This window comes from Gordonia sesuvii (assembly GCF_036350415.1).
GTDB lineage: Bacteria > Actinomycetota > Actinomycetes > Mycobacteriales > Mycobacteriaceae > Gordonia > Gordonia sesuvii.
The window spans coordinates 495804-514719 of the sequence record NZ_JAZDUF010000002.1 but is presented as its reverse complement, the minus strand read 5'-3'; the positions used below and the strand labels follow the sequence as shown (position 1 = coordinate 514719).

12 protein-coding genes are annotated in these 18916 nt (G+C 67.6%); 9 read left to right on the top strand and 3 right to left on the bottom strand.

Annotated elements, in window-relative coordinates:
• The first annotated feature begins 36 nt into the window (after positions 1–36).
• The 5 genes from secD to VZC37_RS09020 all read left to right on the top strand — a co-directional run bounded on the left by secD (position 37) and on the right by VZC37_RS09020 (position 7812).
• Positions 37–1668 (top strand): protein translocase subunit SecD, encoded by a 1632-nt coding sequence (gene secD / locus VZC37_RS09040; RefSeq protein WP_330432128.1) that lies wholly within the window; start codon positions 37–39, stop codon positions 1666–1668.
• Positions 1665–2900, top strand: coding sequence for a protein translocase subunit SecF (gene secF / locus VZC37_RS09035; protein ID WP_330432127.1), 1236 nt, complete (start codon positions 1665–1667; stop codon positions 2898–2900). The genes secD and secF overlap by 4 nt, the downstream gene beginning before the upstream one ends.
• Before the next feature lie 64 nt (positions 2901–2964).
• Positions 2965–4626: an ABC transporter substrate-binding protein gene (locus VZC37_RS09030; protein ID WP_330432503.1), complete on the top strand. Its 1662-nt coding sequence runs from the start codon at positions 2965–2967 to the stop codon at positions 4624–4626.
• A complete protein-coding gene (locus VZC37_RS09025) occupies positions 4616–5209 on the top strand; it encodes an adenine phosphoribosyltransferase (protein ID WP_330432126.1) in 594 nt (197 codons plus the stop codon). Before VZC37_RS09030 ends, VZC37_RS09025 begins: the two co-directional genes overlap by 11 nt.
• Positions 5210–5325: 116 nt before the next feature.
• The gene (locus VZC37_RS09020; protein ID WP_330432125.1) at positions 5326–7812 is read left to right on the top strand and encodes a RelA/SpoT family protein; all 2487 of its coding nucleotides are present in this window, start codon (positions 5326–5328) and stop codon (positions 7810–7812) included.
• Positions 7813–7959: 147 nt separating this feature from the next.
• On the opposite strand, the gene VZC37_RS09015 is transcribed toward VZC37_RS09020, so the two are convergent.
• Complete coding sequence (locus VZC37_RS09015) at positions 7960–8895, bottom strand: peptidylprolyl isomerase (RefSeq protein ID WP_330432124.1); 936 nt, start codon at positions 8893–8895, stop codon at positions 7960–7962.
• Positions 8896–9099: 204 nt separating this feature from the next.
• Between VZC37_RS09015 and VZC37_RS09010 the strand changes: the two genes are divergently transcribed.
• From VZC37_RS09010 to VZC37_RS09000, 3 genes are all read left to right on the top strand, one after another.
• Entirely contained in the window at positions 9100–9840 is a 741-nt protein-coding gene (locus tag VZC37_RS09010) for an MBL fold metallo-hydrolase (protein WP_330432123.1), read from the top strand.
• Positions 9837–11102: a histidine--tRNA ligase gene (gene hisS, locus VZC37_RS09005; RefSeq protein WP_330432122.1), complete on the top strand. Its 1266-nt coding sequence runs from the start codon at positions 9837–9839 to the stop codon at positions 11100–11102. Before VZC37_RS09010 ends, hisS begins: the two co-directional genes overlap by 4 nt.
• 1273 nt (positions 11103–12375) lie before the next feature.
• Complete coding sequence (locus VZC37_RS09000; protein ID WP_330432121.1) at positions 12376–14334, top strand: HNH endonuclease signature motif containing protein; 1959 nt, start codon at positions 12376–12378, stop codon at positions 14332–14334.
• 6 nt (positions 14335–14340) lie between these two features.
• Here VZC37_RS09000 and VZC37_RS08995 read toward each other — a convergent pair whose 3' ends face one another.
• Together VZC37_RS08995 and ypfJ are read right to left on the bottom strand one after the other, a co-directional pair.
• The gene (locus VZC37_RS08995) at positions 14341–16017 is read right to left on the bottom strand and encodes a DUF885 domain-containing protein (protein ID WP_330432120.1); all 1677 of its coding nucleotides are present in this window, start codon (positions 16015–16017) and stop codon (positions 14341–14343) included.
• Entirely contained in the window at positions 16014–16880 is an 867-nt protein-coding gene (ypfJ, locus tag VZC37_RS08990) for a KPN_02809 family neutral zinc metallopeptidase (RefSeq protein ID WP_330432119.1), read from the bottom strand. Before ypfJ ends, VZC37_RS08995 begins: the two co-directional genes overlap by 4 nt.
• Before the next feature lie 158 nt (positions 16881–17038).
• Here ypfJ and aspS point away from each other — a divergent pair, with 158 nt between their 5' ends.
• Positions 17039–18856: an aspartate--tRNA ligase gene (aspS, locus tag VZC37_RS08985; RefSeq protein ID WP_330432118.1), complete on the top strand. Its 1818-nt coding sequence runs from the start codon at positions 17039–17041 to the stop codon at positions 18854–18856.
• Positions 18857–18916 lie beyond the last annotated feature (60 nt).

The following is an 18916-nucleotide window of genomic DNA, read 5'->3' as shown; positions in this document are numbered from 1 at the left end:
TCCGCACGCGCATTCGCCTAGGAGACCAGAACAGCAGTGACCACACCTCGCCGGGCGTCGGCGAAGCGGTCGGGACCTCCACGTGAGATTCCGCCGTGGAGACCCCTGACCGCTTTCCTCGCGTTGTTGGCCGTCGTCTACGGACTGGTCTTCTTCACCGGCGGCGGCTCACCGACACCCAAGCTCGGTATCGACCTGCAGGGCGGCACCCGGGTGACGCTGACCGCGCGCACCGTCGACGGCCAGCCGCCGACGAACGAGCAGCTCGATCAGGCCAAGCAGATCATCGAGCAGCGCGTGAACGGGCTCGGTGTCTCGGGGTCCGAGGTCGTCGTCAACGGCGACAACCTGGTCATCACCGTCCCCGGCGACGACGGCGCCCAGGCGCGCACGCTCGGCCAGACCGCACGGCTGTTCGTCCGGCCGGTGGAGAACGTCGTACCCGCGACGCCACAACCGGAGGAACCGGACGCCGAGGATTCGGGTGAGCCGGGTTCGACCGGACAGGACAGCGCCGAGGACGACGCGACGCAGGCCGCGATGATCGAGGAGCAGCGCCGGTTGCGGCAGGCGCCCCAGGGTGCCGACCTCGCCCCGCTCAACGAGCAGATGGCGAGGATGAACTGCTCGCCCGACCACTACGACCCGCTGCAGGGCAACGACCTTCCCGACCAATACCTCGTGGCGTGTTCGGAAGACGGTAGCCAGGTCTATCTGCTCGGACCCGAAATCATCGACGGCCGCGACATCGCGGACGCCTCGGCCGGAACCACCCAGCAGGCCGGCTCCTGGATCGTCCAGGTCGAGTTCAAGGACGAGGCCCGCGACTTCTGGCCGACCTACACCGCCCAGAACATCGGCAAACAGACCGCGTTCACCCTCGACACCAGGGTCGTGTCGGCGCCACAGATCCAGAGCGCGATCACCACACCGCAGACCGAGATCAGCGGTGATTTCACCCAGCAGGACGCCAAGGACCTGGCCAACGTCCTCAAATACGGGTCGCTGCCGCTGTCGTTCGAGGCGTCCGACGCCGAGACCGTGTCGGCCACGCTGGGTCTGTCGTCGCTCAAGGCCGGCTTGATCGCCGGTGCGGTCGGCATGATCGCGGTGCTGCTCTACGCCTTGCTCTACTACCGGATGCTGGGCATCCTCACGATGCTGTCGCTGATCCTGTCGGGCGCGATGGTGTACGGGATCATCGTCCTGCTGGGCCGGTGGATCGGCTTCACCCTCGACCTCGCGGGCATCGCCGGCCTCATCATCGGTATCGGTATGACCGCCGACTCGTTCGTCGTCTACTTCGAGCGAATAAAGGACGAGATGCGTGAGGGCCGAAGTTTCCGGTCCGCTGTGCCACGCGGTTGGGCCAGCGCCCGCCGCACCATCTGGTCGGGCAACGCCGTCAGCTTCATCGCCGCGGCGGTGATCTACGTGCTGGCGATCGGCGAGGTGCGCGGATTCGCGTTCACCCTGGGTCTGACGACCATCCTCGACGTCGTGGTCGTGTTCCTGGTCACCCACCCGCTGGTGGTGCTGGCCAGCCGCTCCGAGTTCCTGTCCCGTCCTAAGGTCAACGGCCTCGGGGCGGTCAGCGAGGTCGCCCGACAACGCCGTGAGGCCGAACGATCCGCACGCGTCCCGGAAACGGAAGGATCGTCGCGATGACCACACAACGCCCCAATTCCGGCCGCGACGGTGGTGGACGCAGCACGGTGGTGTCCGAGACCGACGCGACCGAGACCACACCGGCCGAGCCCGCCGGCCCGTCGGACGCCAACTACGTCGCTGAGAAGGAACGCTCGTTCCTGTCGCGGCTGTACACCGGCACCGGTGCGTTCGGGATCATCCCGCATCGCCGCACCTGGTACATCGTCACGGCGGTGATCCTGGCAATCTGTATCGCCTCCATCGGCATCCGTGGGTTCACCCTGGGCATCGACTTCGAGGGCGGCACCCAGGTGTCCGTCCCGGCATCGTCCGAGGTCACCGCAGATGCCGTCGAGACCGTGTTCGCCGAGACGCTCGGCGAGGAGCCGGAGTCCGTGCAGACTGCGGGCACCGGCGAGGCGGAGACCGTGCAGGTCCGCACCGAGACGCTGGACGCCGCGCAGACCGAGCAGATCACGCGGGCGCTCGCGGATCGGTTCGGCCCCGAGTTGACGACCGCCGACGTCAGTTCGTCGGACGTGAGTTCGACGTGGGGCGGCGAGATCACCGAGAAGATGTTGATCGCGCTCGCGGTCTTCCTGGTGATCGTGTTCGTCTACATCACGGTGCGGTTCGACCGGGAGATGTCGGTGGCCGCGCTCGTCTCGCTGTTCTTCGACATCATCGTGACCGCAGGCGTCTATTCGCTCGTCGGCTGGGAGGTCACCCCCGCGACGGTCATCGGTCTGCTCACCATTCTGGGCTTCTCGATCTACGACACCGTGGTCGTGTTCGACAAGGTGTCGGAGAACACCAGGTCGGTGCTGCAGACCAGCCGCCGCACGTACGCCGAGCAGGCGAACCTGGCGGTGAACCAGACGCTCATGCGATCGATCAACACCACCGTCATCTCGGTGCTGCCGATCATCGCGCTGATGGTGATCGCCGTCTGGATGCTCGGCGTCGGCACCCTCAAGGATCTGGGACTCATCCAGCTCGTCGGTGTCGTCGTCGGCGCGTACTCGTCGATCTTCCTGGCGTCACCGCTGCTGGCCACCTTGAAGGAACGCAGGCCGGAGATCGCGCGCCACACCAAGCAGGTGCTCGACCGCCGTGCCCGGGTGGAGGCCGGCGAGGATCTCTCCGACCTTCCGCGGCCGACCCGCGGTCGCCCGTCCGGCCGGCGGCGTCGCGCCGGAGCCGACGACGCGCCCCGCACCCCGACGGGGAAACCTCGCAGGGCGCGTTAGTCTACGGGTCGTGACTGTGCGGAGCGGGTCGGGCGCCCGCCGACGAAGCGGCCTGCCCGTGACGATGTCGACGTTGGTGGCCGTGATCCTGGTGGCCACCGGCCTGCTCACCGCCTGTGGGGAGGAGGGCCCACCCACGGTCGACTACGTCGTGGACGCCCGGATCGACACGTACAACGCGAACACCGTCGACGGCAACGCCGGCGGAGCCCTGATGGCCACCACGCGCATGCTGCCCGGTTTCAGCTATCTGGGCGCCCAGGGGCAGGTCACCCCCGATCGCGACATCGGCACCGTGACACCGGTTCCCGGCTCCGGTCTCACCCTGCGCTACGAATTCACCCGCGCCGCACGCTTCTCCGACGAGACCGCGCTCGACTGTGACGACCTGGTGCTCGCCTGGGCGGCCATGAGCGGGCGTTTTCCCGGTTTCCGCCCGGCGACGACCGCGGGCTACCGCGACATCGAGGCGGTCGACTGCGCGCCGGGGGAGAAGACGGCAACCGTCCGATTCGCACAAGGCCGCGACTACCGGGACTGGCTCTCGTTGTTCGGCGCAGGCACGTTGCTGCCCGCACATGTCGTCGCGCGTCTGGCGGGGGTCGGCGATGTCGTCGAACCGATCCGGTCCGACGACGACGCCGCACTGGAGGAGATCGCGGACGCCTGGAACACCGGATTCGACCTCACGCCCGGCCCCGTGGACCAACCTCGGTTCCCGGCTTCGGGACCGTTCCGGATCAACCGGTACTCGCAGTCCGGTGGCCTGGAGCTCGTCGCCAATGAGGCCTGGTGGGGCGATGCGCCGGCGGCGTCGCGCGTGGTCGTGTGGGGACGGGGCACCGACGCGACGCGCCGCTTGCCGGAGGGGAACTTCGACGTCGCCGACGTCGGGTCGGGCGTGATCGGCGAGGACATCGTCCCGGCCGGAACAGAGGTCGCTCAACAGCCGCTGCCGCAACCGAATCGCGCACTCGCGGTGGAGGAACTGGTGCTGGCACAGCGCGGAGTGTTCGCCGACCTGCGAGCCCGGCAGGCATTCGCCTCGTGCGTGCCCCGCGACGGCCTGGCCCGCCAGTTCGGGCAGGGCGCCCAGAGTTGGAACCTGCGGGTACTGGCTCCGGCCGACAACCTGGCGGGTCAGCTCAACGGTGCGTTCGGCCGGGCATATGCGCGTCCCAACATCGCCCGTGCGCGGACGCTGAGCAACGACTCCGCCGGCAGCGAGGCGATGACCGTCCGGATCGGGTACCTCGCGCCGATGGAACGTCGTCGTCAGATCGTGGCGGCGATCGCCGAGTCGTGCGCGCAGAGTGGCATCGAGGTGGTGGACGCCGGGTCCGCCGAGATCACCCCTGCAGCGCTCGGGCGCGACGTCGATGTGCTGATCGTTGCGAACGGCGCGTCCTTCGCCGCTGCCGGGGCAGCCAACCCGTCCCGGGATGCCTTCTCGTTGCGTGGCGGAGACCCGTTGGCCATCAACGGATACCGCAACCCGCGCGTCAGTGGTGCCGTCGACCGACTGGTGGCGTCGGATCTCGCCGCCGACCGCCTGGACCTGGTCCGGGACATCGAGAACACCGCGTGGGCGACACTGCCCTCGATCCCGTTGTTCGCCGCGCCGCGGATGCAGGTGTGGGGCACCGGGGTCGATAATGTGGTGGCCGGACTGGGCCGCAACGGGACCGGATGGAACATGGATCGGTGGACGGCACATGGTGACTGACGCAGAACATCTGCCCGGCGGGGACGAGACCACCGAACGGGCGCTGGCCCGTGCACGACAGGCGATTGCCGAGCACGCACGACTCGTCGCGGACTTCCCCAAGCCGGGTATCGCCTTCAAGGACCTGACGCCGGTCCTGGCCGACCCGGTCGGGCTGTCGTCGGTCGTGACCGCGTTGACGCACGGCTGCACCGAGGTCGACCTGGTGGCCGGTATCGATGCGCGAGGCTTCCTGCTCGGCGGTGCGGTGGCGCGCGAACTGAACGTCGGTGTCCTGGCGGTGCGCAAGGGTGGCAAGCTCCCACCGCCGGTGCACAGCGTCACCTATGACCTGGAGTACGGCACCGCGAGCCTCGAGATTCCGGCCAGTGACATCGACATCGCCGGACAGCGGGTCCTGCTGGTCGACGACGTGTTGGCGACCGGCGGCACCGCTGTGGCCGCGGCGGATCTGTTGGCTCGGGCAGGTGCGCACGTCGTGGGGGTCGCGGTGATCATGGAACTCGACGGACTCCCCGGGCGCGCGACCATCACCGAAGGCCTCGGGGCGCACGTGCCGGTGCATGCCGTGACCACCGGTTGACGGGAAGGTCTCTCCGGCGAGCAGCGAAGCGATCCGCGGTCCGCTTTCGCCGGGCGGACTAGACTCGCCTCATCCGGCGTTTCAGATCCGGTGACGCGGCCGGCGGAGAGGAGGTCATGATGCACGACGAGGTCGACACCGACACCCGGAAGGGACAGGTGGCGTCGTCGGGGCAGCAGGAACGACCTCCCCGTGATACCCCCGGGCAAGACGCGCCGGGCCGACCCGCGCGCGACGGCGCCGAAGGGACCGGCCCGAAGGTCGGCGAACGAACACCACCGACGACCGGCGCGAACGGTGCCGAGCGTGCCGCCGCGAAGACGGAGACCCTGGCCGCGCCCTCGACGTCGGCGTCGCGTCGTGTCCGCGCCCGCCTCGCGCGGCGGATGACCGCGACCCGTAGTCCGGTACGGCCGGTGCTCGAGCCGCTGGCCACCCTGCACCGCGAGATCTATCCGAAGGCCGACGTCGCGCTGTTGCAGCACGCCTACGACATCGCCGACGAACGACATACCGGGCAGACACGGAAATCCGGCGACCCGTACATCACCCACCCGCTCGCGGTCGCGACGATCCTCGCCGACCTCGGGATGGACACCACCACGCTGGTGGCGGCACTGCTGCACGACACGGTCGAGGACACCGGTTACACCCTCGAGGCCCTGGAGAAGGACTTCGGTGCCGAGGTCGCCCACCTCGTGGACGGCGTCACGAAGTTGGACAAGGTGGCGCTGGGCAGCGCGGCCGAGGCCGAGACGATCCGGAAGATGATCATCGCGATGGCCCGGGACCCCCGTGTCCTGGTCATCAAGGTCGCCGACCGACTGCACAACATGCGGACGATGCGGTTCCTGCCGCCGGAGAAGCAGGCCCGCAAGGCCCGCGAGACCTTGGAAGTCATTGCGCCGCTGGCCCATCGGCTGGGAATGGCGACCGTCAAGTGGGAGCTGGAGGATCTGTCGTTCGCGATCCTGCACCCCAAGCGATATGAGGAGATCGTGCGGCTCGTCGCCGACAGGGCACCCTCACGCGACACCTACCTCGCCCGGGTGCGGGCCGACATCAACAACGCTCTCGGCGGCGCGCGGATCTCCGCGAGCGTCGAGGGACGGCCGAAACATTACTGGTCGATCTATCAGAAGATGATCGTCAAGGGCCGCGATTTCGACGACATCCACGATCTGGTCGGCATCCGGATTCTGTGCGACGAGGTGCGTGACTGCTACGCCGCCGTCGGCGTGGTGCATTCGTTGTGGCAGCCGATGGCGGGCCGGTTCAAGGACTACATCGCGCAGCCCCGATTCGGGGTCTACCAGTCGCTGCACACCACGGTCATCGGCCCGGAGGGCAAGCCACTCGAGGTGCAGATCCGTACCCACGAGATGCACCGCACCGCGGAGTTCGGCATCGCCGCGCACTGGCGGTACAAGGAGAGTCGCGGAAAAGGTAAGGGACCGCGAAAGTCCGACGCCGCCGAGATCGACGACATGGCATGGATGCGTCAACTGCTCGACTGGCAGCGGGAGGCCGCGGACCCGGGAGAGTTCCTGGAGTCGTTGCGCTACGACCTGGCCGTGCAAGAGATCTTCGTCTTCACGCCGAAGGGCGACGTGATCACGCTGCCGGCCGGGTCCACACCGGTCGACTTCGCCTACGCCGTGCACACCGAGGTCGGACACCGATGTATCGGTGCCCGTGTCAACGGCCGCCTCGTGGCACTCGAGCGCACCCTCGAGAACGGTGAGGTGGTCGAGGTCTTCACATCGAAGGCGCCGAATGCCGGGCCGTCGAAGGACTGGCAGAACTTCGTCGTGTCGCCGCGTGCGAAGGCCAAGATCCGGCAGTGGTTCGCCAAGGAGCGGCGCGAGGAAGCACTCGAGACCGGCAAAGAGGCCATCGCCAAGGAAGTTCGCCGTGGTGGACTTCCGTTGCAGCGCTTGATGAGCGCCGAGTCGATGGCGACGATCGCCAAGGAGTTGCGGTATCAGGACGTGACCGCGCTGTACACGGCGGTGGGGGAGAACCACGTCTCCGCGCGGCACGTGGTGAACCGGTTGGTCGCCTCGTTGGGCGGGCTCGACGACGCGGTCGACGAGATCGCCGAACGGTCGACGCCGTCGACGTTGCCGACGCGCACTCGTCAGGGCGGTGACGCCGGGGTCGTCGTCGAAGGCCTCGACAACGTGATGGCGAAGCTCGCCAAATGCTGCACGCCGGTGCCCGGCGACGAGATCATGGGGTTCGTCACCCGCGGCGGCGGGATCAGCGTGCATCGCACGGACTGCACGAACGCGTCGTCGCTGAAGGAGCAGTCCGAACGGATCATCGAGGTCTCCTGGGCACCCTCGCCGTCGTCGGTGTTCCTGGTGGCCATCCAGGTCGAGGCGCTCGACCGGCACCGGCTGCTGTCCGACGTCACCAAGGTGCTCGCCGACGAACGCGTAAACATCCTGTCGGCGTCGGTCACCACCAGTCGCGACCGAGTCGCCATCAGCAAGTTCACCTTCGAGATGGGCGACCCGAAACATCTCGGGCACGTGCTGAACGTGGTCCGCAACGTCGAGGGTGTCTACGACGTCTACCGGGTGACGTCCGCCGCCTGAGCGTCGCGAGGAACGAGCATGCGTCCCCCCCCGGTCCCTGAGGAGCGTTGCGAGGCGTCTCCCTGGTCCCTGAGGAGCGTTGCGAGGGACGAGCGACGCGTCACGAAGGGCCATCCGCCGCAGCTCAGCCCTCCGTGCCGGCGTATCTCAGTCCTGCGTGCCCGAGTCGACCGTCGCGGCGGTGATGTCCACCGGTTGCGCCGGTCGGCCGTCCTCCGCGTTGCCGTTCGGTCCGGGGGTCAGACCGTTCTCCGAGATCTTGTCGAGCACGGCGAGTCCGTCGGGATCGACGTTGCCGACCACCGTGTAGTTCGGGGCGAGCTGGCTGTCCTGGATGACCAGGAAGAACTGGCTGGAACCGGTGTTGCTCTGCGCCATCTGCGGGTTGTTGCTGTTGGCGATGGCCACCGTTCCGCGCGGATACGTCACCGGTGCGGTGCCGGACATCGGGTCGGCCTCGCCGGCGGGTGCCAGGTCGGTCGGCAGTTCGTCAGGGCTCGACCAGCCGGGACCACCCGCTCCCGTTCCGGTCGGATCGCCACACTGCAACACCTTCAGCGACTCGCTGTTGGTGAGGCGGTGGCACGGGGTGTTGTCGTAGAAGTCGTTCTCGGCCAACGAGATCACCGCGGCGGTGTTGCACGGGGCGCCCTGTCGGTCCAGCGTGACCGGGATGGCCCCCTGGTTGGTGTCGAGGACCAGGTTGGCGGTGCCCTCCTTGAGTTGCCGGTCGTCCGGCTTGGGGGAAGTGCGCTGCTTCGACTCTCCGGCGCGCATCTCGTCGAGATAGGTCTGTGCCTGTGCCCGCTGGTCGGCCGGGACCTCCGGCGGAACCTCGGCGGGCAGTTCGTCGAAACGGTTGGGCTGGTCCTCGTAGGAGCACGCTGTCCAACGAGCGGCCTCGCGGTCATCGAGGATCTTCTTCACGATCAGAGTCGTCGCGGTGGCGACGATCGCGACGACCACCACGGTGGACACCGAGGCGATGATGATCTTGCGGCGCCGCTTCTCCTGGCGTTCCCGCTCGAGGCGTTCCTCGAGCTTGCGCTTGGCTGCCTCGCGACGTTCCTCGTTGCTGGACACGCGGTTGGATCCTCCTGAACTCGTGTGCCGTGGCTCCCCCCGGGGGATGGCAGGCGGTACGTGCGGCCTCGGGCACGTCAATCGGCGCTGATGCTACATCGACAGGCCAGTGTGCCAGCCGAACCTGAGAGTTCAATGGTCGGGGCAGGCGATGTCGGGGCGGGCGCGAGTCGCGGTGCCGAGGTGCTTTGTCACAATGGATGCATGTTGATCACCGGATTCCCGGCCGGGATGTTCCAGACCAACTGCTACCTCCTCGCCACCGAGGCAGGTTCGGAAGCGGTCATCATCGACCCTGGGCAGGACGCTGCGGCGCGGGTCCGCGAGTTGTTGGCCGAGCATGACCTGACCCCGGTCGCGGTTCTGCTGACCCACGGGCATCTCGATCACACGTGGAATGCCACCGAACTGTGCGACGAGTTCTCCATCCCGGCCTACATCCATCCCGACGACAGGCCGATGCTCGCCGATCCCGGAATGGGACTGGGGCGGGCACTGGGCGGCCTGATCGGCGCGATGGAGTTCCGGGAGCCGGAAAAGGTGGTCGAGTTCAGCGACGGCGAGGATGTCGAACTGGCCGGGATCCGGATCTCGGTCGACCTGGCACCCGGCCACACGCAGGGATCGGTGCTTCTCGGCGTCGACGTACCGGTCGAGACGGAGCCGGGAGAGACGTCCGGATCGGTCGACGTCGTGCCGGTGTGCTTCTCCGGAGATGTCCTGTTTGCCGGGTCGATCGGCCGGACCGATCTACCAGGTGGCAATCACCAACAGTTGCTGGATTCCATCGCCGACAAACTGTTGCCGCTGCCCGATCACACCCAGGTGTTGCCGGGACATGGCCCGCAGACCTCGATCGGCGCCGAGCGTGCGAGCAACCCCTTCCTCGTCGACCTTCCGGGTCGCGAGGACTCCACCCCGAAGAAGGGACGTTTCGGACTGTGAGCGCCGAGTTTGCCGCGCCGCGGGGTGTGCCGGACTACTTCCCGCCTGCCTCCGCCGACTTCCGACGGGTGCGCGACACGTTGACCGATGCGGCGCGACGGGCCGGTTACGGCCACATCGAGCTGCCGATCTTCGAGGACACCGCGCTGTTCGCGCGTGGTGTGGGCGAGTCGACCGACGTCGTCAGCAAGGAGATGTACACCTTCGCCGATCGCGGTGACCGCTCGGTGACGCTGCGGCCGGAGGGCACCGCGGGTGTGATGCGAGCGGTGATCCAGCACGGTCTCGACCGGGGTCAACTCCCGGTGAAGCTGTGTTACGCGGGACCCTTCTTCCGGTACGAGAAGCCCCAGACCGGCCGCTACCGCCAGCTGCAGCAGGTCGGCGTGGAGGCCATCGGGGTCGACGACCCCGCGCTCGACGCCGAGGTCATCGCGGTTGCCGACGAGGGCTACCGGCGCCTCGGTCTGTCGGGTTTCCGACTGGAACTCACGTCGCTCGGCGATACCGCGAGTCGCGGGCCCTATCGGGAAGCTTTGCAACAGTTCCTCTTCGGGCTCGACCTCGACGAAGCAACTCGACGTCGGGCGGAGATCAATCCGCTGCGGGTGCTCGACGACAAGCGCCCCGAGGTGAAGGCCGCCACCGCGGATGCGCCGCTGCTCATCGACTACCTGTCCGACGACGCGCGTGCACATTTCGATCTGGTGCTGACCCATCTCAAACGGCTCGGCGTGCCCTACGAACTGAACCCACGGCTGGTGCGCGGACTGGACTACTACACGAAAACCACCTTCGAGTTCGTGCACGACGGGCTCGGCGCACAGTCCGGCATCGGCGGCGGGGGCCGCTACGACGGGCTGATGCAACAGATCGGCGGCAAGCAGGATCTTTCCGGGATCGGTTTCGGCCTCGGGGTCGACCGCACCATGCTGGCGATGGAAGCGGAGGGCGTTGCGCACGCGGACATCGCGCGGTGTCAGGTGTTCGGAGTTCCGCTGGGGTCCGACGCCAAGGCCGAATTGGTCGGTGTCGCAGGACAACTGCGCGCGGCCGGAATCGGAGTCGACCTCGCCTACGGCGACCGCGGCCTGAAGGGCGCGATGAAGGCGGCCGATCGTTCCGGAGCCCGCCTCGCACTTGTGTTGGGGGACAGGGAACTCGCGGAACGCCGGGTAGAGGTCAAGGACCTCACCAACGGCGAGCAGCACCAAGTGTCGCTCGACGCGATCGTCGACGAGGTTCGGAAGCTGCTCGGCTGAGTAGTCCAGTCGCACCTCCTTCGTTGGTCGACTAGTCCGAGCACCCCGACCCGTTGGTCGAGTGGTCCGAGCCGCCCCTCCGGTGGTCGAGTAGTCCGAACCGCCCCCGCCCGTTGGGCGAGTAGTCCGAGCGCCCCCACCCGTTGGTCGAGTAGTCCGAGCCGCTAGGCGAGGACGTATCGAGACCTCCGGAACCAGCGAAACCTACTGCACCACCGAACTTGTCACACCCCGCCGGTATCCTGAACTCAATCAGAAATCGCAGTAGAGCCGTTGTCCACAGGCTCCGGATCAGCAACCAAAGTTGTCGTACCTACCCGATATTCTGATATCAGTTGCTCCCGCGCAGCACTTCCCACTCGTGAAAGGCCTGGCGTGTTCACCTACACCGATCCCGCCGCTCCGCCCACCCGTTGGCCGAGTAGCCCGAGCAGCCCCCACCCGTTGGTCGAGTAGTCCGAGCCGCTAGGCGAGGACGTATCGAGACCGATTGAGCCTTGCGAGATCGAGACCCAAGAACCGCGAAACCTACTGCACCACCGAACTTGTCACACCCAACCGATACCCTGAACTCAATCAGAAACCGCAGCAGAGCCGTTGTCCACAGGCTCCGGATCAGCAACCGGAATTGTCAGACCCACCCGATATTCTGACATCAATCACGTTCCCGCACAGCACCTCCCACTCACGAAAGGCCTGGCGTGTTCACCTACACCGACCCCGCCGCTCCGCCCACCCGTTGGTCGAGTAGTCCGAGCGCCCCCACCCGTCGGTCGAGTAGTCCGAGCCGCTAGGCGAGGACGTATCGAGACCTCCGGAACGAGCGAATCATCCTGCACCACCGAACTTGTCGTACGCACCCGATATACTGAACGCAATCGAGAAGCGCAGACTCAACGATCCACAGGCCGCCGCTGACCCACCAAAGTTGTCAGACCCACCCGATACTCTGATATCAGTTTCACTCCCGCACAGCACCTCCCACTCACGAAAGGCCTGGAGTGTTCACCTACACCGACCCCGCCGCAACTTTCACCCGTTGGTCGAGTAGTCCGAGCCGCTAGGCGAGGACGTATCGAGACCGAAGGAACCATCGAAACCTACTGCACCACAGTTCTTGTCACACCCGACCCATATCCTGAACGCAATCGAAAAGCGCAGACTCAACGTCATCCACAGGCAGCCGCCGACCCGCCAAGATTGTCAGACCCACCCGATACTCTGACATCAGTCCCATTCCCGCACAGCACCTCCCACCCACGAAAGGCCTGGCGTGTTCACCTACACCGATCCCGCAGCCGACGACACACTGTTGTCGTCGGTCGGCGCTGAGGGATTGGGGGCGTTCGCGCGCGACGCATTGCGGTTGAGCCGACAAGCCGAAGCCCGCGCACTACTGATGGCCTACCACATCGGCGAAAGCGCCTACAACGAACGACTGTTCGGAGCCGATGGTCGCCACCGCATGATCTTCGGCCAAACCGCCCGCAACACCGCGGTCGGGGAAATCTCCCTGGCATTACGGATCAACAAAACCAAAGCCGGCGAATGGTACTCACTCGGCGCCTCCCTACAGGAGTACCCGAAGATTCGGATGGCCTATCTGGCCGGCGAGTTCAGCACCCACCGCATGTCAGTGATGGTGCACGCCGCCGACATCGCGCCCAAAGGCGATCTGCGCGACCAACTCCCCAACCCCGACACCGACACCACCGACGCCGACGATGCGGCTGACGAGCCGGCCGATCCGACTCTCGACGACCTCCTCGACGACGAGGCCGACGACACCGATCCGGATGCCGAGGTGCAACCGGAACCGCAACCCGACCAGGATGGGCCGGTCAGTTTCGAAGACCTCGCGTTGGAGTTGGGGAATCGGGCGTCCACCGACACCGGCCTGCGTGATGATCTCGCCGACGCGGTCATCAGCCTCGACCCCGACGGTGCTGCCGAATCCCGGGATGCGATCGCTGAAGCCTTCGAGAACATCACCTTCAGCAACGAAGCCGGCGGGCACATGAACCTCGATGCCTGCATGCCTGCCGAGCACGGCGTGCATCTGCGTGACCGCATCACCAAGCTGGTTGCCGCACGCGTGTGTAAGAGCGATCCGCGCACCCTCGGCCGCCAGCGCATCCTCGCGTTCGGCGAGATCGTCGGTATCCCTGGCGCCACCCTGACGTGTGAATGCGGCGAGGACACCTGCACCGCAGGAAAGACCCACACCAAGCGCGGCAAGCGGACGGCGCCCAGCACCGGCGGCAACGCTTCGAACCAGCCTCACCCAGAGACAGCCGAAACCACCGACACCACCGACCGTGAGACCGACCAGAGCGACGGTGACGACGAGAATGGTAGGTCGCCGAGCAGCGCGTCCATCACCGCGCCCACCGACACCGATCCGGCCGACACCGATCCGGCCGACACTGATCCGGCCGACGCCGAGCCGGCCGCATCCGCCGAGACCCATGACACCGCCGACACCGCGGACGGCTCCGACAACCACGAGGTCACCGAAACGGGCAGCGAGCCCGCGGCCGACATCGCCAACGTCGACGGCACCGACGATGAGGACACCACCGAGACCGACGCCGACACAACCGAGACCGACGCCGGCACCGCTGACGACACCGGCACCGCCGACGACAGCACCGAACAGGCCGCCCTCGACCCAGCGCCCGCCGACCTCCCGACCCCACCGGCCTGGACGCTTCTGTACGACCCGACCGGCGTCGAACCCACCCGACTGCAGGGCTACGGCGCCATAGATCCCGCCCACGCCGAGAGACTCGCCCCTAAGGCGAAGATCATCACCGTTCCCACCCTCGCGACCCCGAAACCGGCGAGCCGACTGATCGTCGTCGGCGAACGAGCGTTGGCGCCACCCATCGACCCCAGCGGACACGGCGGCTTCGACATCCCACCACCCGGAGCCCTGATCTATCGACCACCCGATCGGATGCGTGCCGAGATCACCTACCTGGATCGGCGCTGCCGCTACCCGTACTGCAGTCGCCCGTCGCACGAGTGCGAGCTTGATCATCTGGTGAAGTTCAACCATGCCGACCCGCTGGCCGGCGGCTGGAGCGTGCCCTTCAACTTCGCACCGCTGTGCCGGCCCGACCACCACCGCAAACACGACGGCGGCTGGGTGCCGACCATGCACACCGACCGCACCATCACCTGGCGCAACCTGCGCACCGGCGAAACCATCATCACCTACCCGCGCTGACGGTCGTCACTGCGCGGTGAGTTCGTCGGCGAGCACGTCGAGCGACACCCCACCGAGGGCGAGCGCGCGAGTGTGGAAGTCCTTGAGGGTCCAGTCCCGGTGGGTGGCGAGGGCCGCGGTGCGGGTTTCTTCCCAGACCCGTTGTCCGAGAGCGTATGACGGTGCCTGCCCCGGCCACCCCAGATAGCGGTTGAGTTCGAATCGGAGCACCGCCCGGTCCATCGCCACCGAACTCGTCAGGAACTGCCATGCCTTCTCGGCGTCCCACGTGCCGCCGCCAAGTGCCGCCGGGGACCGAAGTCCGCAGTGCACCCCGATGTCGACGGCGACGCGGGCGGCCCGCAGACGCTGCGAGTCGAGCATGCCCATCCGGTCGCCCGGATCGTCGAGCCACCCCAGGTCGGCCATGAGCCGCTCGGCATACAGAGCCCAACCTTCGCCGTGCCCGGACGTGAACGACGCGAGCTTGCGCCACGCGTTCAGATCGTCGCTCACGATCGCCGCCCCGATCTGCAGATGGTGACCGGGCACCCCCTCGTGGAAGACGGTGGTGGTCTCCTGCCACGTGTGGAACACGTCCTGCTCGGGCGGCACCGACCACCACATCCGCCCCGGCCGCGACAGATCGGCGCTCGGCTGGGTGTAGTAGATGATCCCCGTCGAAGACGGCGCCAATCGGCACTCCAGCCGCGTCAAGCGCGACGGGATGTCGAAATGTGTGCCCGCCAGACCCTCCACCGCCCGGTCGGACAGCTCCTGCATCCACGCGACGAACTCGTGCCGATCGTGAATGGCATAGCGCGGCAACGTGTCCAGATGCGCCATCGCCTCCGGTACCGTCGCGCCGGGAAGTAGCTCGTCGGCAAGCGTGGCCTGCTCGGCGACAATCGCGGCCAGCCGATCCAGGGCCCAGGCATAGGCCTCGTCCGGATCGACGTCGGCTCCGAGATACGCAGGCAGATGACGCAGGTAGCGCTCTCGGCCGATCCCGTCCCTCGTCACCGCCACGGGCGCCACCTCGGCCCGCAGGACGGCGGCGAGCGCACCGAACGCCACGCGCACATCGCCCAGCGCCACCTCGAGCGGCCCAGAGAGCGCCGGATCGTTGGCAATCGGCTCGGTGTTGGTCGCGATCGCCTCGGCGGCCCCGCCCGCCTGCGCCGCGACCAACTCGACCTGGCGTCGCGCGATCGGCGGACCGTGCGCCACCCGATGTCGCAGTCCGTCGATGATCGTGTCGACACACTCGGGCAGCGCTCGCAGCCGTTCCACGAACACCGCGCGTTCCGGCGCGCTGTCGGTCGGCATGAGATCGAAGATGTCGCGCACGGCCTGCAGCGGTGACGCGATCACATTGCAGTCGCCGACCCGCTCACCGGACTCCGCGAGGGCGATCTCACGATGCAGCGACGCCGACATGGTGGCGACCGTGACGCGATCGACGTCGTCGACGATGTGTGCCTCAGCGAGCGCATGCACGGTGGCGCGCGCCTCGGCCGTGCGCGCGGCGGAGGCGGCGGGGGAGAAGTCGGTCAGCAGATGGTCATGGCCCGGCACCCCGACCTCGGTCGCGAACAGCGGGTCCAGCGCCGCTTGATCCGCGAGGTATCGCTCCGCGATCCGGTCGACCACAGTCGGCGACCGCGGCGCCGAGGCCGCCACACCGCTCGGGTCGCCGCTCATAGGTCGTTGGTCGCGAACGTGTCGCATCGATTGGGGTTGCCGGAGTCATACCCGATGGTGAACCACCGTGAGCGCTGCTCGGCCGAGCCGTGAGTCCAGCCCTCCGGGTTGGAGTTCGCGCCCTGGATCGTGTCGTCCCCGATCGCCTTCGCGGTCTGGATCACCGTGTCGATCTGGTTCTGGGTCAACGGTTCGAGCATGGCGTCCGGGCCCTTGTCCGCGTGAAACGCCCATACACCGGCGAGGCAGTCGGCCTGCAACTCCACGCGCACCGACCCCGACCGCGGCCCCTGCGAACCCATCCGGTTGCCCCGCTGCAGGGCGCCCGTGAGGTTCTGGATGTGGTGGCCGTACTCATGCGCGACCACATACTCCTGCGCGAGGGGTCCGTCGCTGCCGCCCATCTGCTCCAGTTGCGCGAAGAACGAGGGATCGAAGTAGGCGGTCTGGTCGGCCGGGCAATAGAACGGCCCGGTCGCCGACGACGCCGGTCCGCATCCGGTGGTGACCGCCCCGGTGAAGATCTTCGTGCTCGGGGGCGTGTACCCGGGCATGAGGTCCGACCACACGTCGTCGAGGCTGTTGGTGGTCGCGACGATACGACAGATGGTGTCGACGTTGGCCTTCTCGATGGTGCACGACTGGATGTGCTCGTTGATCTGGGCCACGTCCTGGCTGTTGGAGGTGCCGCCGCCGTAGGACGTCCCACCCGTGAGCGATCCCGGATCGATGCCGAAGAACAACGCGACGATGGTAATGATCAGCCCGGCGCCACCCCCGACGGCGATCCGTCCCACACCGCCGCCACCTCCGCCACCGGAGACCGAGCCGGTGTCGAGGGGTCCGTCGCCCTGAAAAACCATCCTCGCTCCTTGTCCCGGCTCCACATCCGAAGGCCCGGCGGCGCGCCGGAGTCGGCACGGTCGAGCATATTCGCCCGGCCGCCCGGGTGGGGTTCGGTCCAGGTCACGTCAGTAGGATGAGCCGAGATTCGCTTCGATCCCCCTGGAAGGACCCCTGAGTGCTCCGCACGCATCTCGCCGGCTCGCTGCGCCGCGCCGACGCCTCGCAGACCGTCACCGTCGCCGGCTGGGTGGCGCGTCGTCGCGACCACGGGGGCGTCGTCTTCATCGACCTCCGCGACAGCTCTGGTCTCGTCCAGGTCGTGTTCCGCGACGAAGCCGTGGCCGAGGCGGCACACCGGCTGCGCGCCGAGTTCTGCGTCACCGTCACCGGCGTCGTCGAGGTTCGCCCCGAGGGCAGCGAGAACCCCAACCTTCCGTCGGGCGAGATCGAGATCAACGCCGTCGGCCTCGACGTGCTCAACGCGTCGGCCCCGTTGCCCTTCCAGCTCGACGAGAACCCGGGCGAGGAAGCGCGCCTGCGGCACCGCTACCTCGATCTGCGGCGTGAGCGCCCCGCGCACGCCCTCCGCCTGCGGTCCAAGGTGAACGCCGCCGCGCGCAGCGTGCTGGCCGAACACGATTTCGTCGAGGTGGAGACCCCCACCATGACGCGCTCGACACCGGAGGGGGCACGCGACTTCCTCGTGCCCGCACGTCTGCAGCCGGGCACCTTCTACGCGCTGCCGCAGAGCCCGCAGCTGTTCAAGCAGCTGCTGATGGTCGCCGGGATGGAGCGGTACTACCAGATCGCCCGCTGCTACCGCGACGAGGACTTCCGCGCCGACCGCCAGCCCGAATTCACCCAGCTCGACGTCGAGATGAGCTTCGTCGACCAGGACGACGTCATCGCCCTGTCCGAGGAGATCCTCGTCGCCCTGTGGAAGCTCATCGGCGTCGACATCACCACGCCCATCCCGCGGATCACCTACGCGGACGCGATGCGTCGGTTCGGCTCCGACAAGCCGGATCTCCGGTTCGACATCGAGCTCGTCGAATGCGCAGAGTTCTTCGCCGACACCCCGTTCCGGGTGTTCCAGGCACCCTACGTCGGTGCGGTGGTCATGCCCGGCGGCGCGTCTCAGCCGCGCCGCCAACTCGACGCCTGGCAGGAATGGGCCAAGCAGCGCGGCGCGAAGGGGCTGGCCTACATCCTGGTCGGCGAGGACGGGGAACTCGGCGGGCCCGTGGCCAAGAACCTCTCCGATGCCGAGCGGGCCGGGATCGCCGCACACGTCGGTGCCGAACCAGGCGACTGCATCTTCTTCGCCGCCGGCCCGGCCAAGGCCCAACGTGCCCTTCTCGGCGCCGCACGCGGCGAGATCGCGTCGAAACTCGGTTTGATCAAGGCCGATGACTGGGCGTTCACCTGGGTCGTCGATGCCCCGCTGTTCGAACCGGCGGACGAGGCGACCGCGTCCGGCGACGTCGCCGTCGGGTCCGGCGCATGGACCGCCGTGCACCACGCCTTCACCGCCCCGAAACCGGAGTCGCTCGAGCAGCTCGAGTCCGACCCGGGTGCCGCTCTCGCATACGCCTACGACATCGTCTGCAACGGCAACGAGATCGGTGGCGGTTCGATCCGTATCCATCGCCGCGACGTTCAGGAGCGGGTCTTCGAGATCATGGGGATCGGGCACGACGAGGCGCAGGAGAAGTTCGGGTTCCTGCTCGACGCCTTCGCCTTCGGCGCGCCCCCGCACGGTGGCATCGCGTTCGGCTGGGACCGCATCACGGCACTGCTGGCCGGGGAGAACTCGATCCGTGAGGTCATCGCCTTCCCCAAGTCGGGCGGTGGCGTCGACCCGCTGACCGACGCGCCGGCACCGATCACGGCTGCCCAGCGCAAGGAATCCGGTATCGACGCCAAGCCGGTACCCCGCAAGCAGCAGGGGGATGCGGGCGCGCCGGCCGAACCGGCGCAGGGCGGTGCCTGACCACACACGAGGCACCGGCCGGGCGGGCGGGTGACGCCGCCCGCATACTCGGCATCGGGT